This is a genomic window from Candidatus Bathyarchaeota archaeon (assembly GCA_025059045.1).
Lineage (GTDB): Archaea > Thermoproteota > Bathyarchaeia > Bathyarchaeales > DTEX01 > JANXEA01.
Map to the genome: position 1 here is coordinate 71,596 of JANXEA010000005.1, position 21,364 is coordinate 92,959.

General features: G+C 46.1%; 20 protein-coding genes and 1 tRNA gene. 8 read left to right on the forward strand and 13 right to left on the reverse strand.

Annotated features, from left to right (window positions below):
- Positions 1-76 precede the first annotated feature (76 nt).
- Positions 77-1,060, reverse strand: coding sequence for a zinc metalloprotease HtpX (locus NZ952_01085; GenBank protein MCS7119792.1), 984 nt, complete (start codon positions 1,058-1,060; stop codon positions 77-79).
- Positions 1,061-1,222: 162 nt separating this feature from the next.
- Here NZ952_01085 and NZ952_01090 point away from each other — a divergent pair, with 162 nt between their 5' ends.
- The 4 genes from NZ952_01090 (at position 1,223) to NZ952_01105 (ending at position 6,535) form a co-directional block, all read left to right on the forward strand.
- The gene (locus NZ952_01090; GenBank protein ID MCS7119793.1) at positions 1,223-1,351 is read left to right on the forward strand and encodes a hypothetical protein; all 129 of its coding nucleotides are present in this window, start codon (positions 1,223-1,225) and stop codon (positions 1,349-1,351) included.
- 181 nt (positions 1,352-1,532) lie between these two features.
- Positions 1,533-3,578, forward strand: coding sequence for a sodium-translocating pyrophosphatase (locus NZ952_01095; GenBank protein ID MCS7119794.1), 2,046 nt, complete (start codon positions 1,533-1,535; stop codon positions 3,576-3,578).
- A 30-nt stretch (positions 3,579-3,608) separates the two neighbouring features.
- Positions 3,609-3,737 (forward strand): hypothetical protein, encoded by a 129-nt coding sequence (locus tag NZ952_01100; GenBank protein MCS7119795.1) that lies wholly within the window; start codon positions 3,609-3,611, stop codon positions 3,735-3,737.
- A 38-nt stretch (positions 3,738-3,775) separates the two neighbouring features.
- Complete coding sequence (locus NZ952_01105) at positions 3,776-6,535, forward strand: cation-translocating P-type ATPase (GenBank protein MCS7119796.1); 2,760 nt, start codon at positions 3,776-3,778, stop codon at positions 6,533-6,535.
- 240 nt (positions 6,536-6,775) lie between these two features.
- Here the strand turns inward: NZ952_01105 and NZ952_01110 are convergent, their stop codons facing one another.
- Together NZ952_01110 and NZ952_01115 are read right to left on the reverse strand one after the other, a co-directional pair.
- Positions 6,776-9,478 (reverse strand): AAA family ATPase, encoded by a 2,703-nt coding sequence (locus NZ952_01110; protein ID MCS7119797.1) that lies wholly within the window; start codon positions 9,476-9,478, stop codon positions 6,776-6,778.
- Between the two features lies 1 nt (position 9,479).
- Positions 9,480-10,214, reverse strand: coding sequence for a hypothetical protein (locus tag NZ952_01115; protein MCS7119798.1), 735 nt, complete (start codon positions 10,212-10,214; stop codon positions 9,480-9,482).
- A 266-nt stretch (positions 10,215-10,480) separates the two neighbouring features.
- On the opposite strand from NZ952_01115, the gene NZ952_01120 reads away from it, so the two are divergent.
- Positions 10,481-10,569: transfer RNA gene (locus NZ952_01120), tRNA-Ser, on the forward strand.
- Positions 10,570-10,701: 132 nt separating this feature from the next.
- Positions 10,702-10,944, forward strand: coding sequence for a hypothetical protein (locus tag NZ952_01125; GenBank protein ID MCS7119799.1), 243 nt, complete (start codon positions 10,702-10,704; stop codon positions 10,942-10,944).
- Positions 10,945-11,030: 86 nt separating this feature from the next.
- Here the strand turns inward: NZ952_01125 and NZ952_01130 are convergent, their stop codons facing one another.
- The gene (locus NZ952_01130) at positions 11,031-12,329 is read right to left on the reverse strand and encodes an ABC transporter permease (protein MCS7119800.1); all 1,299 of its coding nucleotides are present in this window, start codon (positions 12,327-12,329) and stop codon (positions 11,031-11,033) included.
- A 4-nt stretch (positions 12,330-12,333) separates the two neighbouring features.
- The gene (locus NZ952_01135; GenBank protein MCS7119801.1) at positions 12,334-13,020 is read right to left on the reverse strand and encodes an ABC transporter ATP-binding protein; all 687 of its coding nucleotides are present in this window, start codon (positions 13,018-13,020) and stop codon (positions 12,334-12,336) included.
- 141 nt (positions 13,021-13,161) lie between these two features.
- Here NZ952_01135 and twy1 point away from each other — a divergent pair, with 141 nt between their 5' ends.
- Positions 13,162-14,118 (forward strand): 4-demethylwyosine synthase TYW1, encoded by a 957-nt coding sequence (gene twy1 / locus NZ952_01140; GenBank protein MCS7119802.1) that lies wholly within the window; start codon positions 13,162-13,164, stop codon positions 14,116-14,118.
- An 89-nt stretch (positions 14,119-14,207) separates the two neighbouring features.
- The gene (gene thiC, locus NZ952_01145) at positions 14,208-15,488 is read left to right on the forward strand and encodes a phosphomethylpyrimidine synthase ThiC (protein MCS7119803.1); all 1,281 of its coding nucleotides are present in this window, start codon (positions 14,208-14,210) and stop codon (positions 15,486-15,488) included.
- Positions 15,489-15,493: 5 nt separating this feature from the next.
- On the opposite strand, the gene NZ952_01150 is transcribed toward thiC, so the two are convergent.
- From NZ952_01150 to NZ952_01185, 8 genes are all read right to left on the reverse strand, one after another.
- Positions 15,494-16,300, reverse strand: a complete 807-nt coding sequence (locus tag NZ952_01150) for a sulfide-dependent adenosine diphosphate thiazole synthase (GenBank protein MCS7119804.1) — start codon at positions 16,298-16,300, stop codon at positions 15,494-15,496.
- Between the two features lie 112 nt (positions 16,301-16,412).
- The gene (locus NZ952_01155) at positions 16,413-17,879 is read right to left on the reverse strand and encodes a hypothetical protein (GenBank protein MCS7119805.1); all 1,467 of its coding nucleotides are present in this window, start codon (positions 17,877-17,879) and stop codon (positions 16,413-16,415) included.
- Between the two features lie 67 nt (positions 17,880-17,946).
- Positions 17,947-18,342, reverse strand: coding sequence for a hypothetical protein (locus tag NZ952_01160; protein MCS7119806.1), 396 nt, complete (start codon positions 18,340-18,342; stop codon positions 17,947-17,949).
- Entirely contained in the window at positions 18,335-18,685 is a 351-nt protein-coding gene (locus NZ952_01165; protein MCS7119807.1) for a hypothetical protein, read from the reverse strand. Before NZ952_01165 ends, NZ952_01160 begins: the two co-directional genes overlap by 8 nt.
- Positions 18,686-18,786: 101 nt before the next feature.
- On the reverse strand, positions 18,787-19,065 hold the full coding sequence (locus tag NZ952_01170; GenBank protein ID MCS7119808.1) for a hypothetical protein: 279 nt from the start codon (positions 19,063-19,065) through the stop codon (positions 18,787-18,789).
- A 1,019-nt stretch (positions 19,066-20,084) separates the two neighbouring features.
- The gene (locus tag NZ952_01175) at positions 20,085-20,288 is read right to left on the reverse strand and encodes a hypothetical protein (GenBank protein ID MCS7119809.1); all 204 of its coding nucleotides are present in this window, start codon (positions 20,286-20,288) and stop codon (positions 20,085-20,087) included.
- A 290-nt stretch (positions 20,289-20,578) separates the two neighbouring features.
- On the reverse strand, positions 20,579-20,977 hold the full coding sequence (locus NZ952_01180; GenBank protein ID MCS7119810.1) for a type II toxin-antitoxin system VapC family toxin: 399 nt from the start codon (positions 20,975-20,977) through the stop codon (positions 20,579-20,581).
- A complete protein-coding gene (locus NZ952_01185) occupies positions 20,974-21,243 on the reverse strand; it encodes an AbrB/MazE/SpoVT family DNA-binding domain-containing protein (GenBank protein MCS7119811.1) in 270 nt (89 codons plus the stop codon). The genes NZ952_01180 and NZ952_01185 overlap by 4 nt, the downstream gene beginning before the upstream one ends.
- Between the last annotated feature and the right edge of the window lie 121 nt (positions 21,244-21,364).

Here is a 21,364-nt window from a genome sequence, read left to right on the forward strand (position 1 = left end):
TTGTAATACAAGAAAAAGAAAACCTAGGAGAACAATAGCCAGAGATTCTAATTCAATAAAGTTGAAACGCAGTCCTTCACGCCATCTCTTGGAGGGCTTTAAGTCTCTCCACAATATTTGGATGAGTTGAGAAGAGTTCAGCGATCTTCTCGGCAACGGTCACTCCACGGTTCAAGTAGTAGGCCACTAGTTCCCTATCGCTTTTTCCAAACCCCATCCTAGACAGCATGTGAAGGTCTTTACCTGAGCTGTCAGGGTCAGAAATGAATAGCGCCTTGAAGGAGCTGAGGCTGCCGAGGTTATATGTACCTCCGTAATGCATCTTAATTCTCTCTGTCGAGTAGACGATCTTTGCAAGCGCCTCAGAAAGCTTCTGCGCTCCCCCATCTACAACAGAGGCACTGTGTCTATCAGCATAGTACTCTCTAAGACGGCTGAACCAGAATGTGAATAATGTTAAGACCCAGTAGAGCGCGATGCTTGCGAAGCCTATGAGCGCAAGCAGACTCCCGTTTCCCCTCTCCCTGCTGTTCCTTCCGCCATAATACATAGATGACCACATCAACGAATATCCAACATAGTAGAATAGAGCGGGCAAAATTGAAACAAACATCATGACTTGAACGTCGCGATGCTTCAGGTGACCTATCTCATGACCGATGACCGCTTCAACCTCATCCATATCAAGAGTGTTCAAGAGACCCGTTGTCACCGCAATCCTATTCCCAGTCAGTGGGGACCCATATGCGAATGCATTCGGCAGTGGGATCTGCGCAAGCATGATCTGAGGAGGCTTTATTCCGCTTCTTAGGCTTGCCTTCTCAACCATTTCATATAGCTCAGGCTCCTCACTTCTTGAGACCTTCTTTACTCGATACATGGCCTCGATAATATACGGTCCAATAAGCCACTGAAATACGTTGATGAAAACTACGAAAAGCCCTAAAGTGATGAGGTCGGCACCCAGCAACGACAGAATTATGGTAAGGAATAATGTGGAGAAACCTATAATGAGGGCTAAGCTTAGAACCATCGATGCTTTAAGTTTCAATGTGTTCATATCTGCCTCAGCCCCCAAGACATGACAAACAAAAATACAATATTTAAGTGTTTTCCATAATCTTTGCCCAAAGCACAAAATAACAAAGCATAATACGGGTATGATAACAAAGCATAAAAGCCTAGAAAATAACATCCGATTCACCGTTGAGGCGTGATAGACATGAAATGCCCGGAATGTGGGAGAGAGATATCTAAACCAGTGAAGGAGTGGGATCTAAGTCCAAAAGTCCACGTCAGAATGTATGAATGCTGCGGCAAGAAGGTCCGCGAATACGTGAAAAAGAAGTAATCCTTATGAACGAAAAGAAAAATAAGGCCAAGCCCACGCGGATTCCGCCGCTCTTTTTCCCCTTTTTTGCCAAATGAGGGGTAAGCATGGTCAAGGAAAATCTATGCGTATAGATTAAGTTTATAAGATTGAAGATTCTTGACAGTCTACATTAAAGACGGAGTAGCTGAGGCGAAACTTAATGGGATGGTTCTTTATTGCGCCAGCCGCCGGCTTGGCTTCAGTAACCTTAGCAACATACCTTTACCGTTATGTTCTTAGCCAAGATAGCGGAACCGAGAAGATGCGAGAAATAGCAAATGCGATTAAAGAGGGGGCCAAGGCATATCTAAAAAGACAAAATCAGACATTAACAGTTTTCGTCTTGATTATGGCGACCATTTTAGGTGCACTTTCAGCGGCGAGAGGCTTGATCCCCGCGATAAGCATGGCTTCCGCATACCTCTTGGGATCAATATGTACAACCGCTGCCGCCTATATTGGAATGATGGCGGCAGTGGAGGCTAATGTTAGGACAGCATATGCGGCGAAGCAGGGATTAAAGAAGGCTTTTCCAGTAGCATTCTACGGCGGTGCTGTAATGGGACTCTTCGTGGTCGGCTTAGCACTTCTGGGTATAAGCGCTCTCTTCTACATCTTCAATACTGTCTTGGGCTGGAGCGATGCGGATGCGGCGAATATAGTGTTGGGCTTCAGCTTTGGAGCCAGTGCGTTGGCTCTTTTTGCAAAGGCTGGAGGGGGGATCTACACAAAGACCGCCGACATAAGCGCTGACTTAGTTGGTAAGGTTGAACTTGGCATCCCTGAAGACGATCCCCGCAATCCCGCCGTAATCGCGGATAACGTGGGGGATAATGTTGGGGATGTTGCTGGAATGGGCGCTGACTTAGTGGATTCTTACATTGCGAGTATCGTAGCCGCCATGATCATCGGGTCTGAAATAGGCGAAAAAACATTAACAATTCTGCCTCTCCTCATAGCCGCCGTCGGACTTTTTGCGTCGATCATAGGCGCACTCATAGTCAAATTTGGCGTTAAGGTAAACCCCGGCGCAGCGCTTAACAGAGGCTCATTCTTCACTTGGCTGCTCTTCGCCTTTCTCCTTTTCGCGGTCACATATGTTTCAGGGCCGGATTGGAATAGGCGGCTCGGCGTTTTCCTCCCTACAGTCGCTGGCTTAGCTGCTGGAGTCACGATTGGAATAACATCCGATTACTTCACATCGATTGATAGACCGCCAGCGCAAAAGGTTGCTAGGGCTTCAACTACAGGAGCTGCAATAAACATTCTTACAGGCTTCTCATATGGAATCGTCAGCATAATACCGCCTATAATCGGGATTTGTGCCGCAACGTTGGCTGCATGGCACCTCTCAGATGCGTTCGGTGTAAGCCCATATTATGGAATAGCCATTTCAGCTGTTGGGATGCTTGCAACAGTGGGGATGACGATATCTGCTGACGCGTATGGTCCGGTATCAGACAATGCGAAGGGAATAGCTGAACAGTCCGGCTTAGGCGAAGAGGTTATTGAAATTGCAGACAGACTGGACGCTGCTGGAAACACAACTAAGGCCATCACGAAGGGTTTTGCGATCGGTGCAGCTGCGTTAACCGTGCTTGCACTGTTCGCGGCCTACGCGCATCTCGTCGAGATAGAAACGTTAGATCTAATGAGACCCGAAGTCATTGTCGGCGTCTTCCTTGGGGGGATGATGCCACCACTTCTCTCAGCGCTCCTTATACTGGCTGTTGGCAGAAATGCTGAGAGGATGGTTCATGAGGTTAGACGCCAATTCAAAGAGATACCTGGACTAATGGAGGGTAAGGCAAAACCAGACTATGCTAAGTGCGTTGATATCGCCACCAAAGGCGCAATAAAAGAGCTCATACTGCCATGCCTGCTAGCGATAATTGTTCCAATATTAACTATAACATTCCTTGGCAAAGAGGCGCTTGCAGGCTTTCTCGCCGGAAGTATCGTTACAGGCATAATCTTCGCACTCTTCATGGCCAATTCCGGCGGACTATGGGATAATGCAAAGAAGTTCATTGAAGGTGGGGCTTATGGCGGCAAGGGGTCAGAAGCGCATAAGGCAGCTGTCACAGGGGACACTGTAGGCGACCCATTCAAAGATACGGCTGGCCCATCACTTAACACTATGATCACGGTTATGTCCCTAGTCGCCGAGGTTTTCGCGCCACTAATACTCCTATTGGCAGTTTAACTTCTCCTAATACCAAATGTGGATTAATATATGCCGCCTCAAAAGCTAGAGGAAAACCATGCAGCAAAGTTCAACATTTCCATAATATTGGAGAAAGCCTCAAAAAGAAAACTTGAGTCAAGGGGAAATCATAAAAATCCTAATAATGCTTTATCTTGATATTTTCCGCATCTCCAGTTTAGCGGGGTAAGCCTGCCATGGAAGGTAAGATGTGGCATGCAATGAAGGAGGATGAAGTGTTTGAGGCCCTTAAGACATCACATAATGGGCTTAGTGGCGAGGAAGCCAGGAGGAGATTACTGGAGTATGGACCGAATACTCTTATATCAAGAGGCGGTGTAAGCCCCCTCAAAATATTTCTAAACCAGTTTAAGGACATATTTGTCATCATGCTTATAGCCGCGGTCATCATATCTATATTCATAGCTCTTACCAAAACTGAAGGAGGTATAGAGGAGTATACCGATGCTCTAACCATTGGAGCGATAGTAATTCTAAATGCTGTTATCGGCTTCGTTCAAGAATATCGCTCAGAAAAGGCTATTGAAGCCATGCGTAAACTAACTGCGCCTAAAGCTACAGTCATTAGAGATGGAAAAAATATTATCATACCGGCCGAGGAGGTTGTTCCAGGCGACATATTAGTGCTTGAGACCGGAGACCGTGTGGCCGCTGACGCACGTCTCATAGATGCAATAGAACTAAAAACTAACGAAGCTCCTTTGACAGGTGAATCTACCCCTGTCGAGAAGCAGTTAGAGGTGCTTGCAGAGGACACTCCAGTAAGCGACAGGCGTAACATGGTCTTTATGGCAACATATGTCCTCTATGGACGCGGTAAAGCAATTGTAACGTCAACTGGAATGAAGACGGAGTTTGGAAAAATAGCTGAACTTGTTCAAGAGATTGGCGAAGAGCAGACGCCATTAAAGGCTAAGCTCGAAAGATTTGCCAAGAAGATCGCGGTTATAGTTGTCGCAATCTGCATAATTGTTTTCATCCTTGAGATAATAGACATCTATGTCCATGGGAGAGGTGACATACTCAGTGCATTCTTCACGGCAATCGCCCTTGCAGTTTCAGCTGTCCCCGAAGGCTTACCAGCCGTGGTAACAGTGTGTTTAGCCTTGGGTGCAAGAGACCTGGCCAAGAGAAACGCGATAATTAGGAGATTATCATCAGCTGAGACCCTGGGGTCCGTGACGGTCATATGCTCCGACAAGACGGGCACATTAACTAAGGGCGAGATGACAGTACGCAAGATATATGTTAACGATAAGATGATCGAAGTCTCGGGGGTTGGTTACGAACCCAAAGGAGAATTCTTGTATAAAGATGAGAAAGTAGACGTGAAGAATGATTCAGACCTAAGTCTTCTCCTAATTGGCGCGACATTATGCACAAACGCGCAATATGATGGCAAAAATCTTTTTGGTGATTCGACGGAAGGAGCATTGATAGTCGCCGCTGCAAAGGCAGGGCTATGGAAGCAAGAGCTGGAGAATATTTATCCACGCATATACGAGGTTCCATTCACTTCTGAAAGAAAAAGGATGACGACGGTACATAAGTCTGCAGATGGAAAACTCTTTGCATTCATGAAGGGAGCCCCAGAAATCGTCCTACGGCATTGCACACACATATTGAAGAATGGAAAAATAAGGAGGCTTAGTGAAAGAGAAAGAAAAGAGATACTTTCGATTAATGAGCAGATGGCAAACGAGGCATTAAGAGTTCTGGGGGTTGCATATAAAGAGACAACGGGATTAGCCCCAGAAAGATTGAGGGATAAGGAAGCCGCTGAGAGAGTTGAAAGCAATCTAGCCTTCATCGGGCTGCTTGGAATGATTGACCCACCGCGAGAAGAGGCAAAAATAGCCAATCAAATGTGCCAAAAGGCTGGAATAAAGACGGTTATGATCACTGGGGACCATAAGCTAACCGCTATGGCAATAGCAAAAGAGATTGGAATCATGAGGGACGGGGACATAGCATTGACTGGTGAGGAACTCGAAAGGATGAATGATAATGAGTTTGAGGGAATAGTTGAGAACGTCAAGGTTTACGCTCGCGTATCGCCGGAGCACAAACTGCGAATAGTCAGAGCCTTAAAGAAAAAGGGACACATAGTGGCCATGACAGGCGACGGCGTTAATGATGCACCCGCACTTAAGCAGGCGGATATAGGAATAGCTATGGGCATAACTGGCACGGACGTTACTAAGGAGGCGGCTGACATGGTTTTAGCGGACGACAACTTTGCAACGATAGTAAAGGCCATAGAGGGTGGACGCGGAATATACGATAATATTAGAAAGTTCGCCTTCTTCCTTATGAGATGCAACTTTGATGAGCTATTCCTGATAGGAACCTTCGCTCTACTGGGTTTGGAAATACCGTTAACTGCAGGAATGATTCTATGGCTAAACTTAGTGACTGATGGCGGACCTGCTTTAGCATTGACAGTGGACCCGCCTTCGGAGGATTTGATGGAGAGACCTCCACGAAACCCAAATGAAGGAATACTCCAAGGTAGGCTGCTCTCTATAATAGTTACATTTACCCTTCAGTTCATTTTGACAGGCGGACTATTCTATTGGCAGTTCTACATGCTTCCTGGCTCAACAGATTTAACCACGCTTGAGGGACAATTGAAGTTAGCGCAAGCCAGAACCATGGCCTTTATCCGTGCAACACTGCAGGAGATATTCGTCGTTTGGAACTGTAGGTCTGAAAAACGCGGAGCCTTCAGACTTAATCCATTAACAAACAAGTTCCTAGTTATTGCTTGCATAGTATCAGCTGCGGCTACGATTCTAGTGCCGTTCTTGGGACTATTCGGCACAGTCTGGCTAGATGACCCGTTCGAATGGACGATAACGATACTCGCATCACTCTCTGGGCTACTCATACTGCCAGAAGTATTCTATGGAAGAAGGGTTTGGCGCTGGGTCTAGTAAACCAAGATCTTCTTAGAGCACCTTATTGCCCGATTTCCATTCCATTTCAACTCTTATCTCACAAATGTAACTCTTAATCAATTTTGGTTATCTGAAAGTGACTGTAACAAGTGCCGTGCTTCCTCAATTGCAGAAGAATTTATTCACAGCCAATTGGTAGGGCGTCGACATGTTTAAAGTGCAAAACCTAATCACATCCAACTATTGCCAATCTAGAGGTTAAGCTTAACCAGCTTCCTAAGCTTCTTTCTTTAAGGTTCTAAGTATTTCTTCAGGGCTGGAGAAGCCTATCAGCGCCTCTGCCGCCGCTTCTAGGAAAGTTTGGACAGGGACTATCTTTATTCCCCTCTCAAAAAGCATCATCTCCGTATCGAATCTAGCTAAGTTTTCGTAATTGTATCTGGGTATGAGCAGCTTCCGCGCGAACCTATCAGACAATGTTGCCTCAATCTTTCCCATCCCCCGATAGTCGAGGCCGCCGACAGGCCACACTTCTCCCCTGGCCGTTATGGCCCCCGTCATAACCACCGTGGGGTCAACTTCGACGCCTAAAAATGCTGAGAGCATTGCTACAGCTATTGATAGTCCTGCCGATGGGCCTGAGACAGGGGCTCTCGTTACGACCGGACCGAAAGCCTGTTTCTCCATTCCCTTAGCAGGCGTGACCAACTCGACGTAGACGTCATAATCCTTGAATTTCCAGTCCGAAATAGAGTTAATACATATGAATGCATCTTGGGCGCTGGCTAGAATGCTTTCACCAGCCTCGCTTCCAATCACCTGAACCTTTCCAGATCCTTTTGGGTTAACTACGACCTCCGTGACGCCCACCAGCCCACCGAGTTCACCTTGATCTCCTAATGCCATGAGCCCGTAACTCTTGCCAACCTCAGGCTTCTCAATTCTAACAGTCTGTTGAACCATCCTCTGCGCCTCCTCAACGCTTTCATCGAAGGTTCTCTGCAACGCCTTCTCAAAGTGGAAGAGTGATAAGGGATAATTCGACGGATTTATTTCCTGCAGAACTTTCATGAATTCTGGGCTATTATCCGAAATCCCAAGGTTTTCGCAGAGCCTTTCAAGGTCCGCTTTGAAGAGCTCTCTAACCTCCTTTTCCTTCTCCTCACCGAATGCCTTTGCTTGGAGCAGCTTTCTGCACGCTTCTATCTCCTTCGCCCGAAGTCTGTTCGCATCATCAACGGCATCAGCTATCTTCCTCGGGCTTAAAACTCTCTTCTCGAAGATTTTTAGAACATCTTCGGTCGTTATCCCCTCCTCCAGCGCGTCCCTATATCGGCGTAGATGAACTTGAAGGACCTCCATCTTCTCAGCCCTATTCTTTGGGTAGGTGAAGTCAAACCTACGCGTGAACCTTTCAAGCAGTGCGGCGTCAAGTATCTCAGCCCTGTTCGTGGCTCCAATTACGACGACATTAGTTAGAGGTGTGAAGCCATCTATCTCTGTCAGAAGTTGTGAGACAACACGGTCGACGACAGGGTCATGCATTCCCCTCTTCGGAGCAATCGAGTCTATCTCATCGAAGAAGATTATGGCAGGCGCATTCTTACGCGCATCTTCAAATATGTCCCTAATAGTCTTCTCAGGGTCTCCGTACTTTCCCTGGAGTATCGATGGACCGTCTATATTGTAGAACCAGACATCATTCTCGCCTGCAATCGCTTTTGCCAGAAGCGTCTTCCCCGTGCCGGGTGGACCACAAAATAGAAAACCTTTTGGCGGATGATAACCGGCCCTAACAGCTAGATCCGGATCCAAAGCCAGCGATATCTCTTTGATGACCTCCTCCTTTATTCCATGCAGGCCGCCAACGTCGCTGTACCGCTCTCTAGGCGCTATCCGGTTAACCGCTCTCTTCGCGGCTTCCGTCTTCTCCTGAGACGTATAAGCCTTTAATCCTTTAGCTGCTGCTCTAAAATCGTTAAGGGTGACGAGGCCTCCTACATCAACCTTTCTCGGTTTCCCGATTCCAACGCGTTCGATTATACGCCTCTGCAGAGGCCGGGACTTCTCAGTCATCACTATTTGGAAGGCGTTTACGACGTCTGCGGGGGTTAGTCGCGTATTTCCCACCGCTCTAAGTGATTCTTCAAGCACCTCAATGACCTCGGATGGTTTAAGTCTAATATGGTATTTCTCAACCTGCCTTTTGGCTATCTCGAGAAGCATCACCCGATTTATCCCTGCGTCCAAGTCTATTGTGCCGACGACCCCTCTTCTACGCAGAGTCTCGGTGATAGCTTCATACTCGCTTGTGCAGATGAGAACTATGCAACGATAGTTTTTATTCTGGAGCTGATCTATCTTCTCAAGGAAGACTGTCTGGACTCTCTTCTCCTCCATCCCTACCTCGGTCACAGAGGAGAACCTGCTTCCAAATGCTTGGAACTCGTCGATTAAAACCACGCTTGGCTTTTGGAAAGCTTCTTGAAAGAAGGCGCCAAGCTGCTGGGCGCTTCTTCCATACCACATTGTGTAAACGTTTTCAGGCTTTAAGGATGCGTAATGAATGAGTAGGCCGTACTTAAGTCCCTCTTCGAATATCTCTCTCTGGCAAGCCTCGGCGAAGAACGTCTTTCCGCTTCCAGAGCCCCCTTTGAGTATGAAGACTTTTGGAGGGGGCACTGGACACATCCTTCTAACGTCAGGGTCTCTGAAGATGTGGTAGTGCGCGCTGAGAAGGACCTTGTTCAGGTTCTCCTCTCCACCCACTATATCCTCCTTTCTCACGTTTGGAAAGTCTATCCGTTTTCTAATCCTCTTGGCATGTTTCTCGGCCTCTTTCATGCGCTTCTCAGGCGGCTTTCGGAGAAACCTCCAAAGCCTATACTGCCATGAGGAGAAGTAAAGTAGGGGGGAGAAGAGTTTTCGGAGTTTAGGCCTCCCATACCACCATTGATCTAAGAATTCTCCCTCTTCCATTCTAAACACCTCCCTGCGGCGTCAATGCCAAGGCGTTGAGAAGCCAGTACGCTAAAATCACGCTTATCAATAGGACGCCGCCGGCTAGGATCCACCTCCGACTGGACACACTCTCCCTTTTATTCTTGAAATAGGTATCTAGGAAAACAAAGCTGTTGATGTAAGCGAGTATAAAGTAGGATGTAAGGATAATGGCGAAGTTTGCCGGAGCCGGAAGCCTGAATGAGAAGCCGATGGGCTGTGGAGATGCTGCGTGGGCAGTCAGCAGAATGTTTATGGTAATGTTGCCTGCGGGCAATGTGTATGGAGGACGTAACCTCACAAAATATCCGTATGTTTCAACCAGCCTCCCATAGTTCTCATAATAGAATGATAAACTCGTCGTATATACGCCGATCAGATACTCCCAAGGCTTGTCAGACGTGAAACTTAGGGAGATATTATAAATGGCCCCAGCCTCAGGCTGTACTAAGACGACGGTAGCTGAACCAAACATCACATCGGTATAATTGGTGATAAACCTGATGTCGAAAGCAGCCTCGCCCTCAACTGGGAAACAACTAACCTCAAGATTCGATAGAACTGGCTTAAAATAGACAGCCAAAATATCGCCTCTAAGAATAACTGATTTTTCTCTAAAGACGAAGTCGCCGGAGAAACTTTCAGAAGAGTATCCAGCAAGAAATATGAGAGACGCTAGGAGGAGAAACGCAATCCTGACAGATTGGACTCCCATCAACAATTCTATCCTTTCGAGATCAAATGCTGTTACTATATGGCCAGAGGAGCATATTGCTCCAGACTAATAATATATTCAAGACCATTCAATAAACGTTTCTGAAAAATTTTATAGGCTAAAATTCAGCAATAAAACCTGCGATATCCTCAAGGATTCCGCCGCAGAAGAAATGTATGTCTCTTGCATTAATATAAATGTAGATAGGAAACTTTTTAATCCTCTGGAGGCACTGAATTTTTACAGTATAAAAATCTCAGAAGATAGCCGGGTTCCCCTAGCCTGGTATGGGGCAGGCCTGCTAAGTCTGTGGTCCTTCGGGGCCGCGTGGGTTCAAATCCCACACCCGGCGCCACACCTTCTATTGGCCTTTGCCTGTCAGAATCACGGTTAATAAATGAGTCTCTTTTTAACAGCGATTCGTAATACTTTTATATAATCAGCCATAGAAGTAACCGTTATAAGCTATTTTGGGAGGTGTCAAAAGTTGGAGATCCTTGAGATATATTTGCTGAACCTTATTCTGACAGTGGCAATGTTTATGGTACTGATCTTCCGCGCGTGGATCGAGTTCAAGAATTTTAAGATTCTGTGGAAGGAGGTTGAGTGGAGGAGGACCTATAGAACGGCGAGGCAGATTCTTGAATCTGAAAGAGAGACTTTTGAGAGGATTGAGGGTGGGAAAGAGTTATACGACATTTTATGCCATCTGTTTCAGGTTGATGAGTAAGAATCCTCAGGTAGACTCATGTTATATGCGAGTGTGAGTGGATTTACGTTATTAATGTCTGATATGATCTGGCATATTTGGTGAAACTATTCGTAGCGTAGAGCTTCAACCGGGTTTAACTTGGCAGCTTTTCTTGCGGGGTATAAGCCGAAGACTATGCAGACTATTATTCCGAAGATAAAGGCGATTATAGCCCATTCAAGCGAGAAAGCAGGTTTAATCATCATTGTATGGGTCTCTGGAGCCTGGACGATCGTTCCTCCGCGTTGCGGTTGGACAAGGCTTGAGACGACATATGATAGGATGTAGGAGAATCCGTAGCCTGCGAATATGCCGATAAAGCCACCAATTATGCCGATAAGTATAGCCTCGCTTAGGAACATTGCGAGCACCGTCCGGCTTTTGGCTCCGATAGCTTTTAGGATACCGATTTCGCGGGTTCTTTCCATAACTGAGACTGTCATAATGTTCATTATTCCTATTCCGGCTACGAGCAGCGAGATAGATGCTATGGCCAGCAAGAATAGTTGAACGAGATGTAGAATGTTATCAACCTGTCTTATGAATGTTAGTGGTACTAGGATTGTGATCTTAAATGGCGGGAAGAGGCTTTCAATCTCGTCGGCGATTCTTTCAGATTCCTCAGGATCATTAACCTTCACGAATATGAGGTCTGATTGCTCAGTCTCAAAGATCCTCCGTGTTGTCTTAAGTGGAAGGAAGATCCAGTAATCGAAGTTCGTTATTCCAGGCGTTCCTCTCCTCTGCAATGTTCCAGCAACCGTGAAGTTAATGCTTAATGTCTCGTAACGTATGGGTATGGGGGGCGCCGCTTCTCTCATTCTTCCAAGCGTTATCGTTATTGTGTCGCCTGCGACGGCGAATGGCTTATCAGAGTCCTCAGTCGGATGGTTGACCTTATATCCTAGAATCACAGTATCATTTCTGTCTTCCGCGGGGAGGCTGCCAGTCTCAAAGACGAATCTGTCTGGGAAGACTTGGATGAACTCTGTGAAGTTCACTCCAACCGCTACGAAGGCCTTGACGGTTTCACCGCGGCTGTTAATCAATGTTACATTACCGACCTGCATCACTGAGGTGGCAATCTTGACCCCTGAGATTTTTGATATTTTCTGGAGGTCGAGGTCATAGAATCTTTCTCTTGAAAGGCCTGCGAAAAGGCTTCCAGGTATGACTGTTAGGTTATCCAGTTCGAAGCCTGTTAGCATCCGGCTTCTTATCTCGGCCCTGAAACCCTCGCCCAGGGTTGCCAGGCTTATTATGGCAGCTATTCCTATCACAACGCCCATCGTTGTGAGCGATGATCTAAGCTTCCTCTGTTTCATATTCTCCCATGCGATAGCGATGATTTGGCTTGCTCTCACCCTTTCATCCTCCCAGGGTCTCCTTTATACCCTCGATCAGCCCGTCTTTCAAGTATATTATTCTCGTGGCGATCTCGGCTATGTTTGGGTCATGGGTGACGACGACGAAGGTCTGTCCCTTCTCTTCATTTAACCTCTTCATCAGCTGAACAATTTCCCAGCCGGTTTTCGTGTCCAGGTTTCCAGTCGGCTCGTCTGCCAAAACTATTTCAGGGTCATTTATCAGGGCTCTGGCTATGGCTACACGCTGCTGCTCGCCGCCGCTCAGCTCTGTCGGCTTATGGCTCAGGCGGGCTTCTAGACCAACTATCTTCAGCATCTCCTTCGCCTTCTCAAGCGCTTCATCTTCAGGGACATCGGCTAGAGACAGAGGCAACTCAACATTCCTCAATGCGGTAAGCCTAGGCAGCAGATTGAAGAATTGGAATACGAAGCCTATTTTGCGTAGGCGGAGATCTGCGAGTTCGTTGTCGCTGAGGCTGAGAATATTGACGCCGTTAATCAGGATTTCCCCCTCGTCCGGCCGGTCTAATCCTCCTATCAGGTGAAGCAACGTTGATTTTCCGCTTCCCGAGGGTCCGAAAATCGTTAAGAACTCTCCCTTCCTTATATCGAAGCTTACGCCTCTTAATGCGGGAACCGAAACCTTGCCCATGCGGTAGCTCTTCTTAACATCCTTGACCTCGACGATTGCTGGCGTTTGTCCCTACCTCCATTCACGGGTTAGTATCATGACTTAGATGCCGCTTATGCGGCGGGGTCTTTAGATCTGGAAGCAAAGTATAATTTATATTTTTTGAGGGTTTCTTTTTGGTATTGCTATGGTGGGATATTGAAGGCCAGCCCGCAATTCAGGCAATTCACGGATATTCGCAAAATCTATGTTAGGCAGGGCTATAGGCTTGTTGGGAAATATGGTCACAGCGCGGTTAAGATCTGCCAGTGGACGAAGGAGAGTCTTAGGAATAATAGGGTCTGCTATAAGGAGTTGTGGTACCCCCCTGTTGAGAGCCACAGATGTATGATGATGACCCCCTATCTTGGCTGCAACTGCCACTGCATCTATTGCTGGCGTCTCCATTATGGTGATAGGGTGGGTGTTAATGGGAAGGGGCTGCGGCTTGGTGTAGATGAGCTGGATGAGCCCTCACATATTATGGAAGATGCGATAGAGAAGAGGAGGCTTCTGCTTATCGGCTGGAAGGGAAATCCTCGAGTTGATAGGAGAAAGTTTGAGGAGGCGTTGAAGCCTACGATGGTGACGATGAGTCTGACTGGCGAGCCTACCCTTTACCCGCGGATCTCGGAGATGATAGAGGAGGCTGCTAAACGGGGTATGATAACATTTCTTGTGACGAATGGGACGGTGCCTGAGGCTTTAGAGGACATGAACCCGCTCCCCTTCCAGCTATATGTTAGCATCTCGGCGCCTAATAAGAAGTTGTATAAGCGGATAGTTAGACCGATGGTTAAGGACGCTTGGGAGCGATTAAACAGAACTTTGGAGTTACTTCCAAGCTTGGAGACGCGAAGAGTTTTGAGGTTAACTGTGATTAAGGGGTGGAATACGGGTTACTACGAGGAGTTTGCAGAGATCGTAAGGAAGGCTGAACCTCACTTTGTAGAGGTTAAGGCTTATGAGTGGGTTGGGCAGAGTCAGAAGAGGCTCCCAAAGAACGCCATGCCCTTTATGGCTGATGTGCAGGAATTCGCCAGAAAAATAGCATATTTGACAGGTTTCCAAATTAGGGGGGAATATGAGCCGAGTGGGGCTGTCCTTCTCGCCTAAGCAGCTAGCATGAGGGAAGCATTTAATTACCCTTAAATATGATGTATGTTCTTAGCCTTTGCTGGTGCCAAAAAGTGACAAAGACGATTATGCTTGAAGCAAGATCGGGTTCAATACCAGAAGAAGTTGAGGCAGTGGCAAAAAAAGAGGGGTTAGAAGCGGACAAGCTTAGGATGAGACTTGCTGAGGGTAGAGTGATAATCCCTCGAAACTTTCGCAGGTCTGGGAGAGTTAATCTTATCGGGGTTGGTGAAGGTCTCTCAACGAAGGTGAATGTGAATATTGGGACGAGTGCAACTGTTCTCGATCTTGAAATGGAGAGGGCTAAGGCGGGAATAGCCGTGAAATTTGGCTCCGACACGATTATGGATTTAAGCACGGGCGGAGATCTCGACGAGGCTAGAAGGGTATTGATGGAGGCTTCTGAGCCTTTGCCATTTGGAACCGTCCCCACCTATCAGGTTTGGATTGACGGGATAAGGAAGTTCGGCGGCCTTCCCGATGAGGATTTCTTCTTGAAGGTTGTAGAGCGCCACCTTAAAGATGGGGTTGATTTCATGACTATACATGCGGGATTGACTCGTGATTTGGCGGAGGCAATGGCGAAGTCTGGGCGTGTCGCACCGACTGTTAGTCGGGGGGGAGCCATGCTTGCAGCCTGGATGCTTGAGAGAGGAGAGGAGAACCCATACTATAAGAATTGGGACCTTCTCCTCGAGATGTTCGCAGAGTATGATGCGGTCATCAGCCTCGGGGACGCTTTAAGACCCGGTGCACTTTCCGATTCTCAGGATGCATTGCAGATCTCGGAGCTTGTGAGTAACGCTAGGCTTTTGGAGAGAGCCCGTGAGGGCGGCGTCCAAGCCATGATTGAGGGGCCCGGACATATGCCTATCGATAGGATAGCATCGGATGTTAGGCTTATGAAGTCTTTGACGAGGGGGGCTCCATATTATGTTCTCGGTCCGCTCGTAACTGATGTGGCGGTCGGATATGACCATATAGCGGCGGCCATTGGATCCGCGATTGCGGCGGCGGAGGGTGCGGATCTTATATGCTACTTGACATCATCGGAGCATCTCAGCCTACCCAACCCAGAACAGGTTAAGACTGGGCTTATCGCTTCGAAGATCGCTGCCCACGCTGGCGACATTGTTAAGTTGGGTGAGAAGGCCCGTAGGCTCGATTATGACATGAGCATCGCGCGGGCGAGATTGGATTGGAAGAGGATCTTCGAGTTAAGCATGGACTCAGAAGAGGCTGAAAGGGTTTATAGACAGTTTGGCGCTGAACTCAGATCCTGCAACATGTGCGGCCCATACTGCGTGTTCATAGTTCTAGATAAATACTTGAAGAAGAACCCTACATAGCAGGTTTAAGATCGAGATAGTTCTTTGGAGACTATTTCAGCGGCTTTTTTTCCTGAGACCAGCATGCCGCCGACGACGGGACCCATCCTATGGAGGTTGTATAGCTCGGATACGCTCATCCCTGCTACATATAGCCCGTCAACAACCTTACCTGTACGATTGACAACCTCTTCTTCCCCCCTCCAGACGTCGAGGGAGGACATTCCCGGGACTTGAAGCCCGAGGAATGGGCATCTCCTCGCCAGTATCTTCACAACCTCAGTCTCGTGTCCGGTTGCGTCTATCACGGCTCCCGATTCTAGGAAGAGTGGGTCAACATGCCATCCGGCCTCAATTATCGGCGCAAAGTTTATTACAACCCCCCTGACCCTGACATTCTTTTCACCGAGCCTCCTAATTATCAGGTCTTCGACTGTCACGCCGGGCCATATGGAGGCGCCAGCCTCAATCGCCTTCGACGCGACCTTAACCATCGCCTCAGTTGGGTCCGCTGAGTAGAGGCCCTCCCCTATTCGATTTAGCTTAACGGCTGCTTTCCTCAGGATCTCAGCGGCCTCTCCATCCTCCACAAGGACGAGTGGGAGAAGCATTGCGCCGCCGCGGATACCACCGCCCACCCCAAGCATCCTCTCTAAGACTAGAACTCTATAGCCCTTCTCTGAGAGATGCCAGGCGGCTGAGAGCCCTGCAGGCCCGGCTCCCGCGACGATAACGTCCATCCTTGAGTATGTGGAGAGCTTGCTGCATAGGGATTCTATGAAGAGCTTGGCTAGGTCGCCTTCGCCATATAATTTTGCAATCTTCTCGAACATTACAATCCCTTCTTATCTGGTCTATAGCTGATGCATTTAAACTTAGCTTTTCCCAAAAAATATTGCCGCTCAATCTATTCTTTAGGCTAAAGACCGATCGAATTGGGAGATGCTAGTGCGCATGGCGTAAGGTCGTGTTTTGAAGTTTATTAAATTTTTGTCTTCGCTTTACAATATGTTGGAGGAGAATTGTGAGGAAGAACAATACTGTCCATAATATTGATATTGGATTTTTTAGCGTTGAACAAATGGGTATGTCATTTGTCTCTAAATAGTTGCGGATCCGGTTTGTCATAGACGTTTTGACTGGCGGTTCAGGACCAACTGTGTAGGTGCCGCTAAGTTGTATCTTGGTAAGATAGAGCCGGGTATTGTTAAAGCTGCCAATAATGGTCATTGACATATTGCCATGAAAGCCCATTCTTTGGGCGAGACCCCATGTTTCTCGAAAGTAGGTTTGCGTGGCACGTATATTAAGTAGGGTTATGTCTACTTCGAAGATGAGACTGGAAGACGATATTTCGATGCTTCTTCCATCTTGTAGGCGTATCTCTGCTCTTCCCCAATCTAGCGGGACTAACTCCCCTGCAGTATCTCTTAATACGAGGTTCTCCGGCATTATTGACAGGTTACCTCTGAAGCTGATCTTTTCTACAAGTATTCCTTCATTTGGTGAGGCTGTGGACTGTCGTGGCAGTTCGTAGAGATTGTACTTTTCGCCTTTGAGCAGCAGATATTCTTCACCTAACAGCTGGGTAATGAGGCTGTTGGTCTCCTTATCCACTAGCAGAAATCTTATACGGGAAAATTGCTCCTTAATTAGGAAGATCTCTTCTATGCTACATGCATGGTAAAGGCCGCTTATAGCCAGTCCTGAGAATGTAAACGTAATTCCGCTTAGACCGATTAGATATCTTATTGGCGTCACCAGGTGAGCCAATAATTGATATATGGTATGGTTACTGTTTGGGAAGGGTTCATTCTTAGGGATATAGCAGGCTTCTTCACGAAGCATTCTTGCTGTTAGGCCATATAGTAGATTTAGTATTCGCACTTCTTCTTCGGTGGGGCAGGATGATATAGTAGACTCCTCTGTCCACCAACTGCTTATGTTCCAGTAAGTTGCCGAGATCGAATGGGATAGCGAGCCTCCTACGAAAAGGATTGTTACAGCAAGTACAATAAACATGTGCCTTGCGGGTTTCTTGTCTCTGTTCAAACGTTCCGGCGTATCCCCATTTCCTAAAATGTGCGCTGAAGCTAGAGCGAAGAATGGGAGGAAAAAGATTGGCATGAACGGAAATGGTTCGTAGATGAAATAATACAGGTTAACTATGTTCAGAATTATAATGAATGCTGCCAGTAGTGTGCACATAAAGAGATTAAATGCTAGGCTGGGTTCCAGCACTTCGTCCAACACTATACACTTTGCCATGGCTATTAGGAAGATTGCGCCTGGAATCCCCCATTGTATCGGCGGCGAATACCAGAGAGTGAAAATTGGGGGATTAATGTTGACAGTGTTGTAGAAATTTTTGAATGATATGAGCGAAATGCCACAGTAGTAAATTAGGGCCAATATTGCTATTTTTAGGATAAATTGAATATTTTTTGGTTTTAGTTTTTGATGGAAATTTAATATTTTTTTAATGAGGAAGGCGGAAATCAGTGAAGCTGCTGGAAAAAAGGAGGATTAAGGATTCTTTTATAAAAGGAAAGGATACAATTATAAGCAGACTTAACAATGTTGAGAATGCAACTGACGTTGCCAGCCTTTTTGTGTCATATTCGAATAATAGTATGGCAGCGAATAATGAGAAACCTATTAATAGGAGCTCAGGTATGTGTCCGGAAGCTATTTGTATGAAACCTAATGTGAATGCAACTAGATAGGTATTCAAGTTTCTGCTTCTGGGACGAGAAGATATTAGTGCTGAGATGCATGTGAAGCTTAGTCCGAGGGACCATAGTCTTCCCAATGCATGGATGTCCGCGTATATTGGTGAGACGGTTTCTCCTGAATAGAATCCAAATTTATTCATGATTCTCATTATAATATTTGTGGGGGTTTATCGCTAGTGGATGTTGGATGATTGGTTCTGTTAGTAAGTAGAGCCATGAAAAACCTGATGGAATTATAAGTGCGAAAGTTGAAAATAGGCTTCTAGGTTGATGGTTGAATAAGCTTTTTGCCAAGAGATAGAATGATAGTGTTGTGAATATGTGGTTAAAGAAGGATATTAAAACCAAGGTATTGCAGTAAGGGAATGGAAGAAGCTTGCTTATAGCAGACCATGAGGAATGATAGAATATCGGATATGTGGATGTGTAGCCCATCACTCCATACCTGTTTATTTCAGCTACGAATATAGCATGAGCTGCCATGTCCCCTTTAACGAAAATGCCGTCTCCTAACGCGGATACGAAGATAAATATTCTGAAGAAAAGAATGAGGGTTATTCCAATTGTCTCGGTTAGGTTTATGTTCAGGATAAATGTTGAGTTTGGATCTCTCTTCTTTGGTTAGCTATGAGGAGTAGGCTGAGTATGAATAGTGCAACGAATTTCAGGTTTTCAATATCTCGGTATGGTGGTAGTAGAAATCCCATGAAATCTAGGATCGCCATGCTTATAAGCGGATAGAAGACGATCTTTTCGGATGTTGCTAGGCTACTCTTGAAGATTGCCTTGTCGATAATGTATGGTGGGGCGTAGAGTAGGTAGTAATAGATTATGTTTGCTGCAATTATGTCTATGATCGGCATGGATTCCCATCTCTGAAAAGCTGCGGATCCATATGCCAGGTACTTGCTAATATCGAGAAGCCATAATAGACCGACGAGTATGGGGATTAAGGAAAGCGAGTAATAGAGTAAACGCCCTTGATGGATTTCTATTTTTAGAGTACGCCATTTTCTGGCCTCATCTCCAATGAGTAGCCATATTGTGAAAGTTGTTAGAAGTGAGATTAGTATGCTGAAAGTTGTTAGGTCTATTCTTTAGATATAGGTGATTTTAAGCGTGGCGATTACCCAACTGATTAGAAGATATAGCGCAGTTAGAAGATATTGTGCTATTTCAAGAATATGCTTTATACCTAAGTCAGCATGCCCTATCTTTAGTCTCAACCTTTTACCTCTACATAATTTTGTATATGTCCACGCTTGGCTTATCGATTCACACTCAGACCCTTTAAAGATTTTCATCCACTTTGTTGCTCAACTGTCGAAGAAGAAAGTCTTGATTCAGTTTTTCAGGGACAGAAGTTTTTCACTCGTTCATTACAATTTTTGTTAACGATGATGCAAGTATATGAATAAAAAGAGCCTTGATATAGAAGATCTAAATCAAAAATGAAAAGATTATTTCGATCAATATTCTTCTATTGGCTCTCTCCTCATCTCGAATGTTACTGTTCCGCCTTTTGTTCTTGGCGGTCCCGGATCTGGAGATTGGACATGACCGACGTCATCTTCTTTTCCCATGCCAGTTGTGTGGCAGGTATCCCGTGCATGAAGACTGATAGGCGAGTTGACATTGCTGTTATGACGTATAGGCAGAGTTTCTCTGAATCTTGGAGTTTATGTAAAATTTTTCTAATATTATTTTGTCGCCCAGCTTGTATAATGGGCGGTGGCCTCGCACTTTCTTAACTGTTAGGGTGATCTTGTAATTCATTTCTGTACACCTAACTTAGCATATATTTCCACTTTGCAATCTGCTTTATGCCACTTTGTTTCTCTATATGCCCCTGGAGCCTTTTCTAATTTTGACAGGTAGTATCTTAGGTATTTTCATCCGTGACTTCTTTTAGGAGTTTTTCAAGTTCCTCCATTTTGTCTTTTACCTCTTTTTCGTTTATGTTTGTTGTTATGGTTCGGATTGTTTCCGCTGTCTGCCTTGCCACTTGAAGCCAGCCTCTCCTCTGGTTTAGGGTTATCCCCCTCATTTTTCCGTTTACTCTTTGATGTTTTATTTCACCTCTCACAATTTTGGCGGCTATCCTTAATATCTTTCACCTAGCTGCCCCGCAGCTTTTCACGAAGCCTATTCATGTGGGATTCTGTCTTCTTCATTTCTGAGATTCTCTGGTTAACATATCTATTGGCAGAAACCCTAACCAATAGATGATACCCACTCCTAGGTTTTTCAAAGCATGACTGTAAATAATCTGTTTTCAGGCTTTGTGGTGTGTTTTCTTGTTACGGTGCAGTTTTTATTATACTAGAACCACTTTTGCTAAGAGCCCATGTGATGCGAAAGCATATCTTCCCTCGATCATTTCCAGACGCGTTTTATCCATTCCACTTTGTCGAAGTCTTTGTCGTTTGAGTATATTTCGTTGACGTTGTGCTTTTTCATCAATTGAATCGTGAGGGCGTCTATGTAGTCTATGCCATATGTGTCTGTGTAGTCTATGGCTGAGATCATGTCTTCCCAGGATGCGGTGACCTTCTGGAGAGAGATATAGGAGTTTACCGCGGTGATGAAGGCTTTGAGTTCTTGTCTGCGCCCGTTGTATTCTAGCCAGTCTGCTACTTCTTGGATGATGGCTGTACTTGTGACTGCTTCTTCGCCTTCTTCAATCCTTTGGAGGATGTTTCTAGCGGTCTCGAATGACGCTTGAGGTGACCCGATGAGGATGTAGAGGAAAACGTTGGAGTCGATGAACCTCATTCCCGGGACCTCAATAGCTTCTTCTCGCAGCGTTTCGCTCCGGCCTTACGGATTTCATCTTTAACTGGCTCTGTTGCCGCTATGCCTCTTGCGAGGCCGCTTAGGGCCCGGGTTGGGTTCGGCACCGTTTTTGGCGGGAGTAGAACTATGTGTCCTCCTCTTGTCTCTAATGTTAGAGTGTCACCCTCTTTAATTGCCAGTCTCCTCCTTATCTCCACGGGGATTGTGATTTTACCTTTCTGAAGAACCCTAACTTGTTCACCCATATAAATCACATAATAAGGTAATAATTTTAGGAAACATATAAAGGTTCCCCATTTTCATTCCAGCGGTTCTATGTCGAGCATTTCTATTGACTGAAATTTTCAAGCACTTGGAATAGGCTCC

Coding starts and splice junctions, on each gene's coding strand:
- NZ952_01100 (MCS7119795.1), top strand. CDS start 3,609: ATGCCGCCTCAAAAGCTAGAGGAAAACCATGCAGCAAAGTTCAACATT.
- NZ952_01115 (MCS7119798.1), bottom strand. CDS start 10,214: ATGGGAGTCCAATCTGTCAGGATTGCGTTTCTCCTCCTAGCGTCTCTC.
- NZ952_01150 (MCS7119804.1), bottom strand. CDS start 16,300: ATGTTCGAGAAGATTGCAAAATTATATGGCGAAGGCGACCTAGCCAAG.
- NZ952_01170 (MCS7119808.1), bottom strand. CDS start 19,065: ATGCCGATCATAGACATAATTGCAGCAAACATAATCTATTACTACCTA.
- NZ952_01095 (MCS7119794.1), top strand. CDS start 1,533: ATGGGATGGTTCTTTATTGCGCCAGCCGCCGGCTTGGCTTCAGTAACC.
- NZ952_01110 (MCS7119797.1), bottom strand. CDS start 9,478: ATGGAAGAGGGAGAATTCTTAGATCAATGGTGGTATGGGAGGCCTAAA.
- NZ952_01160 (MCS7119806.1), bottom strand. CDS start 18,342: ATGAATAAATTTGGATTCTATTCAGGAGAAACCGTCTCACCAATATAC.
- NZ952_01165 (MCS7119807.1), bottom strand. CDS start 18,685: ATGGCAGCTCATGCTATATTCGTAGCTGAAATAAACAGGTATGGAGTG.
- NZ952_01180 (MCS7119810.1), bottom strand. CDS start 20,977: ATGAGGTTCATCGACTCCAACGTTTTCCTCTACATCCTCATCGGGTCA.
- NZ952_01085 (MCS7119792.1), bottom strand. CDS start 1,060: ATGAACACATTGAAACTTAAAGCATCGATGGTTCTAAGCTTAGCCCTC.
- NZ952_01185 (MCS7119811.1), bottom strand. CDS start 21,243: ATGGGTGAACAAGTTAGGGTTCTTCAGAAAGGTAAAATCACAATCCCC.
- NZ952_01090 (MCS7119793.1), top strand. CDS start 1,223: ATGAAATGCCCGGAATGTGGGAGAGAGATATCTAAACCAGTGAAGGAG.
- NZ952_01105 (MCS7119796.1), top strand. CDS start 3,776: ATGGAAGGTAAGATGTGGCATGCAATGAAGGAGGATGAAGTGTTTGAG.
- thiC (MCS7119803.1), top strand. CDS start 14,208: ATGCTTGAAGCAAGATCGGGTTCAATACCAGAAGAAGTTGAGGCAGTG.